Genomic DNA, 15578 nt, shown 5'->3' with positions numbered 1-15578 from the left:
TCCCTCGCCACAGGGTTGCACTGTTCTCCTTCAGGCGGCTGCACTGGTGTTTGCCTGAATGGCGCAAGTCGCCGGCTGCTCAGCCAACGGCACAAACGTCCGGCGATCCGCCGCCAGCGCATTGATCGAGCCGGTCTCGATGTCATACACCCAGCCATGCAGGTTCAGCAGGCCTTTCTCCTGGGCCAGGCGCACGCTCGGGTGGGTCTGAATGTTCGCCAGTTGCGCGATCACATTTTCCCGCACCATCGAACTCAACTTCGCCGCGTCATTGGCATGCTGCCGCGCTTCGTTAACCACTTTTGCCGACTCGGCATGTTGCAGCCAGCCGCTGACGGCAGGCAGGTGATCCATGCATTTGCACTGGGCAATCGCGGTCATTGCGCCGCAATCCGAATGGCCGCAGATCACGATGTCAGTCACACCCAGCACCGCCACCGCATATTCCACCGTTGCCGACACCCCGCCCGGATGCGGGCTGTACGACGGCACGATATTGCCGGCGTTGCGAATCACGAACAGCTCGCCGGGTTCTTGCTGAGTCAGCAGTTCCGGGACGACGCGGCTGTCGGAACAGGTGATGAACAAGGTGCCCGGGGTTTGAGTGGTCGCCAAGTGCTTGAACAGCTCGGTGCGTTGCGGGAACGCCTCGTTCTGGAACTTCAGGAAGCCTTCGATCAGGTTTTTCATGGTGTTGTCCTCTCAGTTCGAACAGCCGGTGCCGAATTCGCTGTATTGAAGAATGTGTTTTGCGCCGTGGCTGTCGAGGTAGGTCATCTCGACCGGTACAACGCCGCAGACGTCGGCGACCGGGGTGATGCTCACGACTTCAGCAATATCCAGAGTCATGCCGTAGCGGTAGGCAATGGCCTCTTCATCAGCCTGGGCCTGGGCGGCAAGGCCGGCGAGCAGGGTCAGGGTCAACAGAATTTTGTGCATGGGGCAGCCTCCAGGCAGATGTGGTGACGACTTGGCAATTCAGTTTGGATGGGCCCGCACGCGGGGTGCGGGCCGGGGTGTATCAGAACGGACGCAGCGGCAGGAACTTGCCGTCGAGGGTGACCACGGCGCGGGAGCCGCCTTCCGGGTCTTCGACTTTCTTGATGTCGAGCTTGAAGTTGATGGCGCTGATGATGCCGTCGCCGAACTGCTCGTGAACCAGGGCTTTGAGGGTGGTGCCGTAGATCTGGATCATCTCGTGGAAGCGGTAGATGGTCGGGTCGGTCGGCACGCCGCTGAGACTGCCGCGCAGCGGGATGATCTGCAGGGCGGCAACGGCGTCGGCGTCCAGTTCGAGTTTGTCGCCAACCACTTGCGCGGCGTTTTGTGGCAGTGGGTGCTGGCCGAGGAGGGCAGCGGTGACGTAGGCCAGGCTCAGGCCGGTGCCATCGGCAAGATCCTGCCATGACAGATTCTTGCGGGCCTTGATGTCGAGAATGCGCGTGGTCAGGGCCAGGCTGGCATCGTTGTAGGCGTGGGACTGTTGCATGGTGTCACTCCTTTCAAGGTTGGCTTGCTGTGTGGGAGCCATCTTCTGCCGATTGATCAATAGCGTCCAAGACCGATATACAATGCTTTGCATAAGTCCTGCCTATAGATGGTGAATCCCATGTTGCTGCGACATTTGCGATATCTGCTGGCCGTGGCCGATCACGGCGGCTTCACCCGGGCGGCGGAGGCGTTGCACGTGTCACAGCCGACCCTGTCGCAACAGATCCGCCAACTGGAAGAATCCCTTGGGGTGAACCTGTTCGACCGCACCTCGCGCACCGTTAAACCCACTGATGCCGGCGAGGCCTACATCGAATGCGCGCGGCGCGTGCTGGTGGAGCTGGAGGCGGGCAAGCGGGCGTTGCATGACGTCAAGGATCTGTCCCGTGGCAGCCTGCGGCTGGCCATGACGCCGACCTTCATGGCCTATCTGGTCGGGCCGTTGGTGCGTGATTTTGCGGCGCGCTACCCGGGGATCCATCTGCAGATTTTCGAGCTGTCGATGGACGACATCGAGGCGGGGCTGGCGGACGATTCGCTGGATATCGCGATTGCCTTTACTCCGGTGCGCCACCCGGACCTCGAGTGCATCCCGGCGTTTACCGAAACCCTGGGGATCATGGTCGGGCGCGAGCATCCGCTGTACGACAGCAGCGCGGTGCTGACGGCGAGCGATCTTGCCCAACTGGATTTCGCCTTACTGGCGCCGGACTTCATCACGCGCTTATCGATCGATGAATACTTTCGTCAGCACGGAATCACGCCACAGGTGCGGATCGAGGTGAACTCGGTGAGTACGCTACTGGAAGTGGTGCGCCATTCGCCGATGGCGACGATGTTGCCCGAAGCGATTGCCAGCGAAGACCGGGTGTTGCGCCGACTGCGGGTCGAGAACGAAGCCCCGCAGCGTGGGGCGGCATTGTTGCGGCGCCGCAATAATTACCACAGTGCGGCGGCGGTGGCGTTCATGAATCTGGTACTGGAAACAAAAATCTGATCAACGACGCAGTCCCCCTGTGGGAGCGGGCTTGCTCGCGAAAGCGGTTTATCAGTTGAATAGATGTCGACTGACCCGGCCCATTCGCGAGCAAGCCCGCTCCCACAGGATTGTGTGGTGAATTGCGGATATAAAAGGGCCTGCTTCTGTTGGAAGCAGGCCCTTTTATTTATTGAAGTTGTAAATCAGCAGAACCGGTCAATCACCCGAACTTCATTCTCGTTCTGCATCGAATCCCACGCCTGTTTCAGCGTCTGCAGCACATTGCCGATGAAGTCTTTATCGGCCGCAGCTTTCTTGCCGACATAACCGTGGCCGCGGCGGTACATCTTCAGGCGGGCCAGCAGGTTCTGGTTGCTGCGATCGAATTCTTCTTCACCAGCATGGGGCGACAGGCAGTCGATATGCACCTGACCCGACTTGCTGATCCAGAGAATGTGGCTGTCGTGGCTGTCTTTTTGCGCAGCGAACATACGAGCCAGTTCTTCGATAGTAGGTTGATTGTTCAGATTCATGATGTTTGCCCCTTGACCAGTCTGGTGATCTTTCAAAGTTGATTCGCTAATACAGGTAGCCCATCGGTTAGTTGATCCCTGGCACCGAAACCAGGACGTCAGCGGTCGCCCGTGTGAAGTACGGGGTCATGCGTCTGTTGCATGTAGTCGTGTTGAATAACTGCTACGCAATAGCGTCACAACGAGGAGAAGCAGCGAAAACCGGGAGGCTCCTTGACGACATTTTCAGGGTCGACCACAAGCGTCTTGAGAATTTTCGCCAGCGCTTCTCGTCCTTGTACTGGACGTTCAGGCCAGGTCAGCTTCTTCAATCTGCCTTGTGGGCAGCGTGTATCCGGAAAAAACAACTCGGCGGTCAGACGAGTTTGCTCAAGCGTGTTACCGATGTTCCCGATCGGGGAACGTCTTCATCATGCAAAAGCAAAACGGTGCCGTCAACGGTTTTGTAGTGATTATTTTTGTTCACTACATATTGTCGGACAAAGCTGTTTTGGAATGAGAAAAGTTCCGTTCAGGCAACGGATGCAGGGGCACGCAGGACGTAGAAGGTGCAGGGATAACCGTCCACGGCGCGCTGCTGGCGGGTGAAGGCGCCGCCAGCCAATTCGGGGATCAACCTGGCCCAGAAGCGCTGCGCAGGCAGGTTGGCGTCGATGTGGAAAATCTGCCATTGACCGGGCAGACGGCTCAAGAGGGCAGAGATGACAAACTGCGCGACGCCTTTGCCACGAAAGCGCCGAGTGAGGAAGAAGTAGCCGATGTTGTGTTGCGCGCCTTCAGTGTGGGTGTCGTCATCCACGGTCACGAAGCCGGCCAGTTCACCGTCGACGCGGATCAGGAACGGTTGGGTAGCGGGATTGCGCCAGTAATCGTCTTTCTGCTGAATGCTGAAGAAGCCATGTTCGCCGAGTTTCAGTGGTAGCCATTGGCTGAAGTCGTACATGTAGAACTGCATGAGGTTTTCGATGGTTTGCAGTTCGTCGCGGTGGGCGGGGCGCAGTTCGATAGTGGGCATGTTCAATGAACTCCAAAAGGGAGACTTAAGAACCCTGTGGCGAGGGAGCTTGCTCCCGCTGGGGCGCGAAGCGGCCCTAAAACCTGCAATCGCGATGTTTCAGATAGACCAAAGTTGCAGGTTTTGCGACTGCTACGCAGCCGAGCGGGAGCAAGCTCCCTCGCCACAAAAGCCTATTTTGTTTTGCGTTGTGTGGTGCCAGAAGTTTTGCTTCGGGTCGATTTGCGTTTCTTCTTCCACGGCGCCGCAGCCTTGCCGGCAGGTGGCGGGCCGCTGATGGTTAGGCTCAGCGCCGAACAGCGTGTAACCTGCTTGCTCATCCACGCCGCCTGTTTGGTGACGAACTCTTCCAGGCTCATCTCGCCGCTCTGCACCATGTCCAGCGCCTGTTCCCAGATGGCGGTGGTGCCGGGGTCGGCAATCGCCCGGGGTACGGCGTCGATCAGGCTGAAGGCCGCCGCAGTCGCGGCCAGCGCCTTGCCGTTCTTCACCAGATAACCACGATCCAGCAGGCCCTGAATGATCGAGGCGCGAGTGGCTTCGGTGCCGATGCCGGTGGTGTCCTTGAGTTTCTGTTTGAGCAGCGGATCTTCCACCAGTTTGGCGACGTTCTTCATCGCCTTGATCAGATCACCCTCGGTGTAGGGCTTCGGCGGCTGGGTCCATAGATCCTTGAGGTTCACGCCGGCCACGGCGCAATCGATACCCTGGCTCAGCACCGGCAGGGTTTGCGGAGCTGGCGCTTCGCGGCCCTTGGCCGGGGCCAGAGCTTCGGGCAAGGCGCGTTTCCAGCCCGGCTCGATGATCTGCTTGCCGACCGCGCGCAACGCTTCGCCGGCGCAATCGAAATCGGCCTGGGTGCGATCGTATTCATGGTTGGGCAGAAATTGCGCCAGATAGCGCGCGCGAATCAGGGTGTAGACCGCCCGGTGCTTGCCGCTCAGACGCTCGAGATTTTTTGCTGCCGCCGTGGGGATGATGCCGTGGTGGGCGCTGACCTTGGCGTCGTTCCACGCCCGTGAGCGGCGCTGCGGGTCGAGGTGACCGTTCAGCGCGTCAAGGCTGGGGTCGGCCTGACGCAGTGCGGCGAGTATTCCCGGGGCTTCGCTGTGCTGGCTCAGCGGCAGGAAACCGCAATCGCTGCGCGGGTAGGTGATGACCTTGTAGGTTTCGTAGAGGGCCTGGGCGATGTCGAGGGTTTCCTGGGCGCCGAGACCGAGTTTCTTCGAACAGACTTCCTGCAGGGTGCCGAGGTCGAACGGCAGCGGCGCCACTTCACGCATGCGTTCGGTGCGCAGCTTCACCACACGCGCACTGGCGGCATTGCTGATTGCAGTCGCCGCTTGTTGGGCCAGCGCCTGATTCAGGCAGCGATCCTGATCGTCGCAAACGTCGGAGGGCGCACGCCATTGCGCGGTGAACGGCGTGCCGTCGTGCAGCAGTTGCACATCGATCGCCCAGTACGGCACCGGCACGAAATCGGCGATGCTGCGGTCGCGATCCACCACCAGCCGCAGTGTCGGCGTCTGCACCCGGCCAACCGGCAGGACGCCCTGATAACCGGACTGCCGGCCCAATAGCGTAAACAGGCGACTCATGTTCATGCCGATCAGCCAGTCCGCCCGCGAGCGCCCCAGCGCCGAGTGATACAGGCTGAATGTTTCCGCCCCCGGCTTCATCGCGGCCAGAGCCTTGCGGATCGACGCTTCGTCCAGCGCCGACAGCCACAAGCGACGGATCGGCCCGCGATAGCGGCAGTGCTCGACCAGTTCCCGGGCGATCATTTCGCCCTCACGGTCGGCGTCGGTGGCGATGATCAGTTCGCTGGCCTCGCCGAGCAGGCGCTTGACCGCCTTGTACTGGCTGGCGGTGCGCGGCTTGACGGTCATTTTCCATTTGTCGGGAATGATCGGCAGATCCGCCAGCACCCAGCGCTTGTAGCGCGCGTCGTAGGCATCCGGCGGCGCGGTTTCCAGCAGGTGGCCGATGCACCAGGTCACTGTGACGTCCGTTCCCAGCCAGCAGCCGTCGCCCCGACGCTTTGCGCCGAGCACGGCCGCAATGTCTTTGGCCTGGGAAGGTTTTTCACAGAGGTACAGCCGCATAACCACCGTCGTCGTTCAGTTCCTGGAGGTGCACAGAATGGCCGCAGTTGGCGCCCGGGGCAACTTTTATCTGTATGGATATACAGATCAAAACATTGCCGGAGATGACCGGTATTACCGGGACGTCGCGCGCGGCTATCGAGAAATCGATTGGCAGGGCAGTTGACGCCCGTGTCAGGTTCACCGGGCTTCTTAGAAACGCGAGTGAGCGGACGATCTCGCCGTGGATTGCCGTGCTCGACGCGTACTGCCAACTCTGAAACAAGGAAGTCCCACCATGGCTCAAGCCAAAGCAAAATCCAGCAGCGCCTATGACGAAGTGAACGCCTTCAGCCACTTGTACGACCGTGGCGTCGGCCTGGTCAACGGCAAACCGTCGTTCACCGCTGATCAGGCAGCCGACGAAATCCTGCGCAAAAACCTGTCGTGGCACGACAAGAACGGCGACGGCAAAATTTCCCTGACCTACACCTTCCTCACCGAGAAACCGGCGAACTACAACCCGAACCTCGGCAACTTCAGCCAGTTCAGCGCGCAGCAGAAGGCTCAAGCCGTGCTGGCCATGCAATCCTGGGCCGACGTGGCCAAGGTGACCTTCACCGAGGGCAATGGCGGCGACGGCCACATGACCTTCGGCAACTACGACGTCAGCACCGGCGGCGCGGCGTTCGCCTACCTGCCGAGCGGCGGCAGCTATGACGGCCAGTCGTGGTACCTGATCAACAATCAATATCAGGTCAACAAGACCCCGGACACCAACAACTACGGGCGTCAGACCCTGACCCACGAAATCGGCCACACCCTCGGCCTGTCGCACCCGGGCGCCTACAACGCCGGCAACGGCAGCCCGACCTACAACGACGCCAAGTACGCCGAAGACACCCGTGGTTACAGCCTGATGAGCTACTGGAGCGAAGCCAACACCGACCAGAACTTCAGCAAGGACGGCAGCGGCGCTTACGCCTCGGCACCGTTGCTGGACGATATCGTCGCGGTGCAGAAACTCTACGGCGCCAACTATGCAACCCGCGCCGATGACACCACCTACGGTTTCGGCTCCAACGCCGGCCGCGATTTCTACAGCGCTACATCGGCGGCGTCGAAAGTGGTGTTCTCGGTATGGGACGGTGGCGGTAACGATACGCTGAACTTCTCCGGCTTCACCCAGAACCAGAAGATCAACCTCAATGAAGGTTCGTTCTCCGACGTTGGCGGTCTGGTCGGCAACGTGTCGATTGCCTATGGCGTGACCGTGGAGAACGCGGTTGGTGGTTCAGGCAATGACCTGCTGATCGGCAACTCGGCAGTCAACCATCTGTTCGGCGGAGCCGGCAACGACATCCTTTACGGCGGTGGCGGCGCGGATGTGCTGTGGGGCGGTGAGGGCGCAGACACCTTCGTCTTCGGCGCTGCCAGCGACTCGACCGACAACCAGCCGGACTGGATCATGGATTTCAAAAGCGGCCTGGACAAGATCGACCTCTCGGGCATCGCCGGTTTCGCCACGGGTGCGGCCACGCTGAACTTCGTCAGCAGTTTCACCGGCCATGCGGGCGATGCGATCCTGACTTACTACGCGCAGAACGGTCAGACCGGGCTGCTGGTCGATCTGACCGGGCAGGGGCAGGTTGACTTTGCCGTGGGTGTGGTGGGGCAGGCGGTGGCGACTGATATCGTGGTTTGATGCCAGAAGAGTAGCCCTCACCCTAACCCTCTCCCGGTGGGAGAGGGGACCGATCGGGGGATGCTGAAAACATGCATCGACCTGATAGCACTTCGCTGAATCCATAATCGATGAAGCACTTTCAGGTCGGTGTAGAACGAAAGACACCTCGGCAGGCTCCTTCTCCCTCCGGGAGAGGGCTGGGGTGAGGGGCCTTGGCCGTTCGGCTGCAAAATCATCGCCTGCTCAACAGATGGGCTATACCTGAACCGGTCTCTGCGCCGTATTCAGGAGAAACCCCCATGAGCACCACCGGCCTCAACCCCGTCATCACCCTCGAAGAACTCCCCGGTTGCCTGCTGGTGAAATTCCACGGCATCCAGGTCGCGGCGTCCTCGCATGTGCTGGTGCTCCATGAGGCCAACTACCCGCCGGTGTACTACGTGCCCCGCGAGGACATCGACGAGAAATACTTCGCCCGCACCGACCACACCAGTTATTGCCCGTACAAGGGCGATGCGAATTACTTCAGCCTGCAAATACCGGGGCACGAGGCGGCGAATGCGGTGTGGACGTACGAAAATCCGAAAGTCTCGGTCGCGCCGATTCGTGACTACGTGGCGTTTTATCCGGATCAGGTGAAGTTTGAGGTGATCAAGGCTGATGCCTGATTCTTGGCTGAGGAGATTCAATTGTGGCGAGGGGATTCATCCCCGATGGACTACGTAGTAGTCCCCTTTTTCACGGGGGGCGCTACGCACCCCATCGGGGATAAATCCCCTCGCCACAGATTTTTTACCAAAGGATCATGTTTCAGATTCAGTTCTTATCGAGATCGATATTCTTCGTCTCACGCAGACAAATCATCCCCACCACCAGGCTGACCCCGGTAATCAGCACCGGGTACCACAGCCCATAGAAAATATCCCCGGTGTACACCACCAGCGCGAACGACACCGTTGGCAGGAAACCGCCGAACCAGCCGTTGCCGATGTGATACGGCAGGGACATCGAGGTGTAGCGGATGCGCGTCGGGAACAGTTCGACCATCAGCGCCGCCAGCGGGCCGTAGCACATGGCCGAGATGATGATCAGTGCGACGATCAGCGCCACGATCATCGGCTTGTTGATCTGCTGCAGGTCGGCCTGTTGCGGGTAGCCGGCGAGGGTCACCGCGCCGCGCAGGGCCGATTCGTCATAGCCGTCGATTTTCACGTCGCCGATGCTCACCTGCACGCCGCTGCCGGCCGGGGCGGCGGCGCTGGTGTAGGGCAGGCCCTGCTTGACCAGGAAGGTCTTGACCTTGTCGCACGGGCTGTCGAATTTGGCCTTGCCCACCGGGTCGAACTGGAAGGTGCAGGTCGCCGGATCCGCCAATACGGTGATCGGCGCCTGACGGCTGGCCTGATCGATTGCCGGGTTGGCGTAATGCGCCAGGGATTTGAAGATCGGGAAGTACAGCGCGGTCGCCAGCAGCAGGCCGAGCATCAGCACCGGTTTGCGTCCGACCTTGTCCGACAGCCAGCCGAAAATGATGAAGAACGGCGCGCCGATCACCACGCTGATGATCAGCAGGCTGTTGGCCACCGCCGGGTCCATTTTCAGGAACTGGGTGAGGAAGAACAGCACGTAAAATTGCGCGGCGTAGAAGGTCACCGCTTGCCCGGCGTTGATGCTGAACAGCGCGATCAGCACGACCTTGAGGTTCTCCCATTTGCCGAAGGATTCGCGGATCGGCGCCTTGGACGTCTTGCCTTCCTCTTTCATTTTCAGATACGCCGGCGACTCGTGCAGGCTCAGGCGGATCCAGGTGGAAATGCCCAGCAGCACGATCGACAGCAGGAACGGAATGCGCCAGCCCCAGACCTCAAACTGATCGCCAGTGAAGTAGCGGCAACCGAGCACCACCAGCAACGACAGCAGCAAACCGAGGGTGGCGGTGGACTGAATCCAGCTGGTGTGGAAACCGCGTTTGCCGATTGGCGCGTGTTCCGCCACATAGGTCGCAGCGCCGCCGTATTCACCGCCCAGCGCCAGGCCCTGAAGCATGCGCAGCACCACCAGAATAATCGGCGCGGCGATGCCGATGCTGGCGTAGGTCGGCAACAGGCCGACGCAGAACGTGGCGACGCCCATCAGGATGATGGTCGCGAGGAAGGTGTATTTGCGCCCGATCATGTCCCCCAACCGACCGAACACCAGCGCCCCGAACGGCCGCACGATAAACCCGGCGGCGAAGGCCATCAGCGCGAAGATGAACGCGGTGGTGTCGTTGACCCCGGCGAAAAACTGCTTGCTGATCACCGCCGCGAGTGCGCCGTAGAGGAAGAAGTCATACCACTCGAACACCGTCCCCAGGGACGAGGCGAAGATGACTTTGCGTGTATCCGGGCTGGTCTCCGCGCTGCGCACGGCGTCCAGCGGCTGAACGTGTTCTGACATATCGGTATCCCTCACAGTGATTGTTTTTGTTGTTCCACTGATGTTGCGTGTCCGGGTACTGCGTGATGCCTTGAATCTGCTGTTGATTCCTGTGGGAGGGGGCTTGCTCCCGAAGGGGCTATGTCAGTCAAATCATGGGGGACTGACACTCCGCTTTCGCGAGCAAGCCCGCTCCCACATTGGGGATGTGTACAGGTCCTGAAAGGATCAGCTGCGCCGCCTTCTCGGCAATCATCAGCGTAGGCGAACAGGTGTTGCCCGAGGTGATGCGCGGCATGATCGAGGCGTCGGCGATGCGCAGGCCGGGCACGCCATGCACGCGCAGTTGCGCATCGACCACCGCTTCAGCGTCATTGCCCATGCGGCAGGTACCGACTGGATGGAAAATCGTCGTGCCGATGCGCGCCGCCGCTTCGTGCAGTTGTTCTTCGCTTTGCAGGCTGTCGCCGGGCAGATACTCCACCGGTTTGAACGCTTGCAGGGCCGGGGCGCTGACGATGCGTCGGGTCAGGCGGATCGCGTCGGCGGCCACGCGCAGGTCTTCGGGGTGGCTGAGGTAATTGGGTTGAATCAGCGGTGCTTCCTGAGGGTCTGCCGAACGGATGTCGATGCGGCCACGGCTCTGCGGACGCAGATCACACACCGACGCGGTGAACGCCGGAAAGCTGTGCAGCGGCTCGCCAAAACGCTCCAGCGACAGCGGCTGCACGTGGTATTCAAGGTTCGCCGAGGTCTGCTCCGGCCCGGATCGGGCAAACGCTCCGAGCTGACTCGGCGCCATCGACAACGGCCCGCTGCGGTCATACAGATAGCGCAGACCCATGCCCATCTTGCCCCACACGCTGCCGGCGATCTGATTCAGTGTGCGGGCGTTTTGCAGTTTGTAGATCAGGCGCAGTTGCAGGTGATCCTGCAGGTTGCCGCCGACCCCCGGCAGCTCATGAATCACCCCGATGCCAAGACGTTCCAGCAACGGACGCGGGCCGATCCCGGAGCGTTGCAGAATGCTCGGCGAGCCGACGGCACCGGCGCAGAGGATGATTTCCTTGCGCGCCTTGAAGCTTTTCACCTGGCCTTCGTGACGCGCGCTGACCTTCGACGCACGGCCGTTTTCCAGCAGCACGCGATCCACTTCAACCCCGGTCAACACCGTCAGATTGGCCCGCTCGCGAATCGGTTTGAGAAAGGCCTTGGCCGCGTTCCAGCGCACCCCGGCCTTCTGGTTGACCTGGAAGTAGCCGCAACCCTCGTTGTCGCCCTGATTGAAATCGTCGATGCTGGCGATGCCGCTCTGTTCGGCGGCACTGCGAAACGCGTCGAGAATCGGCCATGACAGCCGCTGTTGCTCGACCCGCCATTCACCCTTGGCACCGTGAAATTCAGCGGCGCCGGCAAAGTGATTTTCGCTCTGTTTGAACAGCGGCAGCACGTCGTTCCAGGCCCAGCCCGGATTGCCCTCGGCCGCCCAGCCGTCATAGTCGCCGGCCTGACCGCGCATGTAGATCATGCCGTTGATCGAGGAGCAGCCACCGAGCACTTTGCCGCGTGGGTAGCTCAAGCTGCGGCCTTGCAGGCCGGGTTGCGCTTCGGTCTTGAAGCACCAGTCGGTGCGCGGGTTGCCGATGCAGAACAGGTAACCCACGGGGATGTGAATCCATGCGTAGTTGTCGCGTCCGCCGGCTTCGAGCAGCAACACCCGCTGCTGTTTATCCGCCGACAGTCGATTGGCCAGCAGGCACCCGGCAGGGCCGGCGCCGACAACGATGTAGTCGTATTCCTCAAGGGAAGTCTGCATTCCCTGACCTCGCTTTTTGTTTTTATTGTCGGACACTCTAGTTGTTAGCTTTCGTTAAAAGAATGTTAGTTTTTGCGCAGCCGCTGTGCGTTTTCAAACAGCCCGGATTGACCATAGCTGACAAGGACACCCCATGTTCGACTGGAATGACCTGCGGTTCTTTCTGGAGTTGCAACGCAGCGGCCGCCTGCTCACCGCTGCCCGGCGCTTGAACACCACTCACGCCACCGTGGCCCGACACATCGAGGCCATCGAAAAAAGCCTAGGCACCGCGCTGTTCGTCCAGCACGCCCAAGGCTATGAAATGACCCCGGCAGGCGAGGCGCTCCTCAAGCACGCCGAAGCCATGGAAAACGTCGCACTGCTGGCCCAGGAAGAAATCACCCAGTCCACCGCGCCGCTGGGCAAGATCCGCGTCGGCGTCACCGAAGGGCTGGGCATCAAGTTTCTCGCCAGCCGGATGATCGGCCTGTTCGAACGCTATCCGGGGCTGGAAGTGGAACTGGTCGCCGTGCCGCGCTTCGTCAGCATCCTCAACCGCGAGGCGGAAATCAGCATCCATCTGGAGCGCCCGGCGGCGGACATGCTGGTCACGCGCAAGCTCACCGACTATCGGTTGGCGCTCTATGCCAGCCAACGCTACCTCGACAACGCACCGCCGTTGCGCAGCCGCGAAGACCTCGGGCGGCATGCGTGGATCGGTTATGTCGATGATCTGCTGTTCAGTCAGGAACTGATGTTCCTCAACAGCTTCTGCCGCAGCCCGCGCGTGGTGTTCCATAGCACCAGCGTCATCGCCCAGCAGGAAGCGGCGCGCTCGGGATTGGGCATTGCCGTGCTGCCTTGCTACATGGCCGCGTCGGATCCGGATCTGGTGGCGTTGCTGCCGGATGACAGCATCGAGCGCAGCTACTGGATCAGCACCCGGCGCGAGCTGCACAAGTCGGTACGGCTGCGGGTGGTCTGGAATTATGTGGTGGGGTTGTGCGAAGCGGAGCAAGGCCTGTTACGCGGATAGTCCAGCCCACACAAATCCCTTGTAGGAGTGAGCCTGCTCGCGATAGCGGTATGTCTGTGACATAGGAATCGACTGACACTAAGTCTTCGCGAGCAAGCCCGCTCCCACAGGGTTCTGCGGTTGCTGCCAGATGACAGCATCGAGCGCAGCTACTGGATCAGCACCCGGCGCGAGCTGCACAAGTCGGTACGGCTGCGGGTGGTCTGGGATTATGTCGTCGGCCTTTGCGAGGCGGAGCAAGGCCTGTTACGCGGATAGTCCCGCCCCACACAAATCCCCCTGTGGGAGCGGGCTTGCTCGCGAAAGCGGTATGTCTGTGGCATAGGTATCGACTGACACTACGCCTTCGCGAGCAAGCCCGCTCCCACAGGGTTCTGCGGTTGCTGCCGGATGACAGCATCGAGCGCAGCTACTGGATCAGCACCCGGCGCGAGCTGCACAAGTCGGTGCGGCTGCGGGTGGTGTGGGATTATGTGGTGGGGTTGTGCGAAGCGGAGCAAGGCCTGTTACGCGGATAGTCCAGCCCCACACAAATCCCCTGTGGGAGCGGGCTTGCTCGCGAAGGCGGTATGTCTGTGACATAGGAATCGACTGACACTACGCCTTCGCGAGCAAGCCCGCTCCCACAGGGTTCTGCGGTTGTTGCCGGATGACAGCATCGAGCGCAGTTACTGGATCAGCACCCGGCGCGAGCTGCACAAGTCGGTACGGCTGCGGGTGGTCTGGGATTATGTCGTGGGGTTGTGCGAAGCGGAGCAAGGCCTGTTACGCGGATAGTCCCGCCCCACACAAATCCCCCTGTGGGAGCGAGCTTGCTCGCGAAGGCGGTATGTCTGTGACGTAAATATCGACTGACACTACGCCTTCGCGAGCAAGCTCGCTCCCACAGGGGGTGCTGTGGTGTGGCTTGAATTCGGGGTTGAATAATATATGGATATCCGTATATTCGGTTTTCCATATGTTCGAACCCGTACCCCCATGCTCACCCCCACCGAACTGTTCAAAAGCCTGGCCGATGAAACCCGTGCCCGCGCCACCTTGCTGATTGCCGAGCAGGGCGAGCTGTGTGTCTGCGAGCTGATGTGCGCCCTCGACGACAGTCAGCCGAAAATCAGCCGCCACCTCGCGCAACTGCGCAGCAATGGGTTGTTGCTCGATCGCCGTCAGGGCCAGTGGGTCTATTACCGGCTCAACCCGGAGCTGCCGGATTGGGTTCACCAGATCCTCAAGGTCACCGCGACGGCCAACGCCGATTGGCTCAAGGACAATGCCTGTCGCCTGCACAACATGGACGGCCGTCCTGCCCGCGAAACCGCGTGCTGCTGAATTTCAAATATCCCCGGAGCTATCCATGCGTGTCCTGTTCATGTGCACGGCCAACAGTTGCCGCAGCATCCTTTCCGAAGCCATGTTCAATCATCTGGCGCGCGAGGGTTTCGAGGCGGTGAGCGCCGGCAGTTTCCCCAAGGGCCAGGTGCTGCAGCGCAGCCTGACGACGCTGCAACAGGCCGGTATCGCGATCGACGGTTTGTACAGCAAAGGCAACGACGCCTTTGAAGGCAACCCGCCGGACATCGTCATCACTGTCTGCGACAAGGCAGCGGGCGAAACCTGCCCGGTGTACTTCGGGCCGGCGATCAAATGCCATTGGGGGCTGGAAGATCCCTCCGATGTGACGGGTGACGAGGCCGCAGTGGATGCCGCGTTCCGTGCCACGCTGGCGATCATCGAGCGCCGCTGTGCAACCTTCCTCGGTCTTCCTTTCAAATCACTCAGCCGCGTTGAGCTTCAGCGCGAACTGGATCGCATCGGCTCCCTCTGAGCCGGAGGACGTATGTCAGAGCATCTGCCCAATCTTGATCACAGCCTGTTCGAAGGCCGGATCACATCACCTTCGCACGAACACAAACCACGCATCCTGCTGCTCTACGGCTCGACCCGCGAACGCTCCTTCAGCCGTCTGCTGGTGGAGGAAGCCGCACGCTTGCTGGAGCACTTTGGCGCCGAGACGCGCATCTTCAATCCGTCCGGTTTGCCGTTGCCGGATGACGCCCCGGTCGACCATCCCAAAGTCCACGAACTGCGCGAGCTGGTGCTGTGGTCGGAAGGTCAGGTCTGGTGTTCGCCGGAACGCCACGGCGCGATGTCGGCGGTGTTCAAGGCGCAGATCGACTGGATTCCGCTGGAGCTCGGCGCGGTGCGTCCGACCCAGGGCAAAACCCTCGCGGTGATGCAGGTCTGCGGCGGTTCGCAGTCGTTCAACGTGGTCAATCAACTGCGCGTGCTGGGGCGCTGGATGCGCATGTTCACCATCCCCAATCAGTCTTCGGTGCCAAAGGCGTTCACGGAATTTGACGAGGCGGGGCGGATGAAACCTTCGCCGTTCTATGATCGCGTGGTCGATGTGATGGAAGAGCTGGTGAAGTTCACCGTGCTGCTGCGCGAGCGTCAGGATTTTCTGGTGGATCGCTACTCCGAACGCAAGGAAAGCGCCGAGCAGTTGATGGCGCGGGTCAATCAGCGCTCGATCTGAAATG

Annotated in this window: 15 protein-coding genes and 3 pseudogenes; 10 read left to right on the top strand and 8 right to left on the bottom strand. The window is 60.8% G+C overall.

All coding sequences use genetic code 11. The annotated features are described in order from the left end of the window. Positions 1-30 precede the first annotated feature (30 nt). The 3 genes from ACS4NR_RS10470 to cynS all read right to left on the bottom strand — a co-directional run bounded on the left by ACS4NR_RS10470 (position 31) and on the right by cynS (position 1489). Positions 31-690 (bottom strand): carbonic anhydrase, encoded by a 660-nt coding sequence (locus tag ACS4NR_RS10470; RefSeq protein WP_456020020.1) that lies wholly within the window; start codon positions 688-690, stop codon positions 31-33. A 12-nt stretch (positions 691-702) separates the two neighbouring features. Continuing rightward, positions 703-939, bottom strand: a complete 237-nt coding sequence (locus ACS4NR_RS10465) for a DUF2790 domain-containing protein (RefSeq protein ID WP_253151808.1) — start codon at positions 937-939, stop codon at positions 703-705. Between the two features lie 82 nt (positions 940-1021). Then, entirely contained in the window at positions 1022-1489 is a 468-nt protein-coding gene (cynS, locus tag ACS4NR_RS10460) for a cyanase (RefSeq protein WP_047597616.1), read from the bottom strand. Positions 1490-1609: 120 nt separating this feature from the next. Between cynS and cynR the strand changes: the two genes are divergently transcribed. Continuing rightward, positions 1610-2488, top strand: coding sequence for a transcriptional regulator CynR (gene cynR, locus ACS4NR_RS10455; protein WP_456020019.1), 879 nt, complete (start codon positions 1610-1612; stop codon positions 2486-2488). A gap of 185 nt (positions 2489-2673) precedes the next feature. Here cynR and ACS4NR_RS10450 read toward each other — a convergent pair whose 3' ends face one another. From ACS4NR_RS10450 to ACS4NR_RS10440, 3 genes are all read right to left on the bottom strand, one after another. Continuing rightward, entirely contained in the window at positions 2674-3003 is a 330-nt protein-coding gene (locus tag ACS4NR_RS10450) for a hypothetical protein (protein WP_456020017.1), read from the bottom strand. Positions 3004-3514: 511 nt separating this feature from the next. Next, the gene (locus ACS4NR_RS10445) at positions 3515-4018 is read right to left on the bottom strand and encodes a GNAT family N-acetyltransferase (protein WP_456020016.1); all 504 of its coding nucleotides are present in this window, start codon (positions 4016-4018) and stop codon (positions 3515-3517) included. 173 nt (positions 4019-4191) lie between these two features. Beyond that, positions 4192-6123 (bottom strand): DNA topoisomerase III, encoded by a 1932-nt coding sequence (locus ACS4NR_RS10440; RefSeq protein ID WP_456020015.1) that lies wholly within the window; start codon positions 6121-6123, stop codon positions 4192-4194. Positions 6124-6400: 277 nt separating this feature from the next. Here ACS4NR_RS10440 and ACS4NR_RS10435 point away from each other — a divergent pair, with 277 nt between their 5' ends. Beyond that, positions 6401-7807 (top strand): serralysin family metalloprotease, encoded by a 1407-nt coding sequence (locus ACS4NR_RS10435; protein WP_456020014.1) that lies wholly within the window; start codon positions 6401-6403, stop codon positions 7805-7807. Between the two features lie 281 nt (positions 7808-8088). Continuing rightward, positions 8089-8457 (top strand): DUF427 domain-containing protein, encoded by a 369-nt coding sequence (locus ACS4NR_RS10430; RefSeq protein WP_041073381.1) that lies wholly within the window; start codon positions 8089-8091, stop codon positions 8455-8457. A 148-nt stretch (positions 8458-8605) separates the two neighbouring features. On the opposite strand, the gene ACS4NR_RS10425 is transcribed toward ACS4NR_RS10430, so the two are convergent. Together ACS4NR_RS10425 and ACS4NR_RS10420 are read right to left on the bottom strand one after the other, a co-directional pair. After that, on the bottom strand, positions 8606-10228 hold the full coding sequence (locus tag ACS4NR_RS10425) for an MFS transporter (protein WP_456020013.1): 1623 nt from the start codon (positions 10226-10228) through the stop codon (positions 8606-8608). A gap of 127 nt (positions 10229-10355) precedes the next feature. Then, a complete protein-coding gene (locus tag ACS4NR_RS10420; RefSeq protein WP_456020011.1) occupies positions 10356-12023 on the bottom strand; it encodes a GMC family oxidoreductase in 1668 nt (555 codons plus the stop codon). Positions 12024-12156: 133 nt separating this feature from the next. Between ACS4NR_RS10420 and ACS4NR_RS10415 the strand changes: the two genes are divergently transcribed. The 7 genes and pseudogenes from ACS4NR_RS10415 (at position 12157) to arsH (ending at position 15574) form a co-directional block, all read left to right on the top strand. Then, positions 12157-13041 carry a LysR family transcriptional regulator gene (locus ACS4NR_RS10415; protein ID WP_456020010.1) on the top strand — a complete coding sequence of 295 codons (885 nt, stop codon included), beginning with the start codon at positions 12157-12159 and terminating at the stop codon, positions 13039-13041. Positions 13042-13161: 120 nt separating this feature from the next. Then, positions 13162-13299 (top strand): annotated as a pseudogene (locus ACS4NR_RS10410) (LysR family transcriptional regulator); the annotation flags it as partial. Positions 13300-13421: 122 nt separating this feature from the next. Then, positions 13422-13559: pseudogene (locus tag ACS4NR_RS10405) on the top strand (LysR family transcriptional regulator); the annotation flags it as partial. Between the two features lie 121 nt (positions 13560-13680). Next, a pseudogene (locus ACS4NR_RS10400) lies at positions 13681-13818 on the top strand (LysR family transcriptional regulator); the annotation flags it as partial. Between the two features lie 201 nt (positions 13819-14019). Further along, a complete protein-coding gene (locus tag ACS4NR_RS10395) occupies positions 14020-14367 on the top strand; it encodes a metalloregulator ArsR/SmtB family transcription factor (RefSeq protein WP_134786699.1) in 348 nt (115 codons plus the stop codon). Positions 14368-14392: 25 nt separating this feature from the next. Then, complete coding sequence (locus ACS4NR_RS10390; protein WP_456020008.1) at positions 14393-14863, top strand: arsenate reductase ArsC; 471 nt, start codon at positions 14393-14395, stop codon at positions 14861-14863. A 12-nt stretch (positions 14864-14875) separates the two neighbouring features. Further along, the gene (gene arsH, locus ACS4NR_RS10385) at positions 14876-15574 is read left to right on the top strand and encodes an arsenical resistance protein ArsH (RefSeq protein ID WP_456020007.1); all 699 of its coding nucleotides are present in this window, start codon (positions 14876-14878) and stop codon (positions 15572-15574) included. Positions 15575-15578: the final 4 nt, after the last annotated feature.

The sequence above is a fragment of the Pseudomonas sp. JQ36 genome (assembly GCF_053851495.1).
Note: the sequence above shows the minus strand (reverse complement) of the source record. Positions and strands in the feature narration are given on the sequence as shown.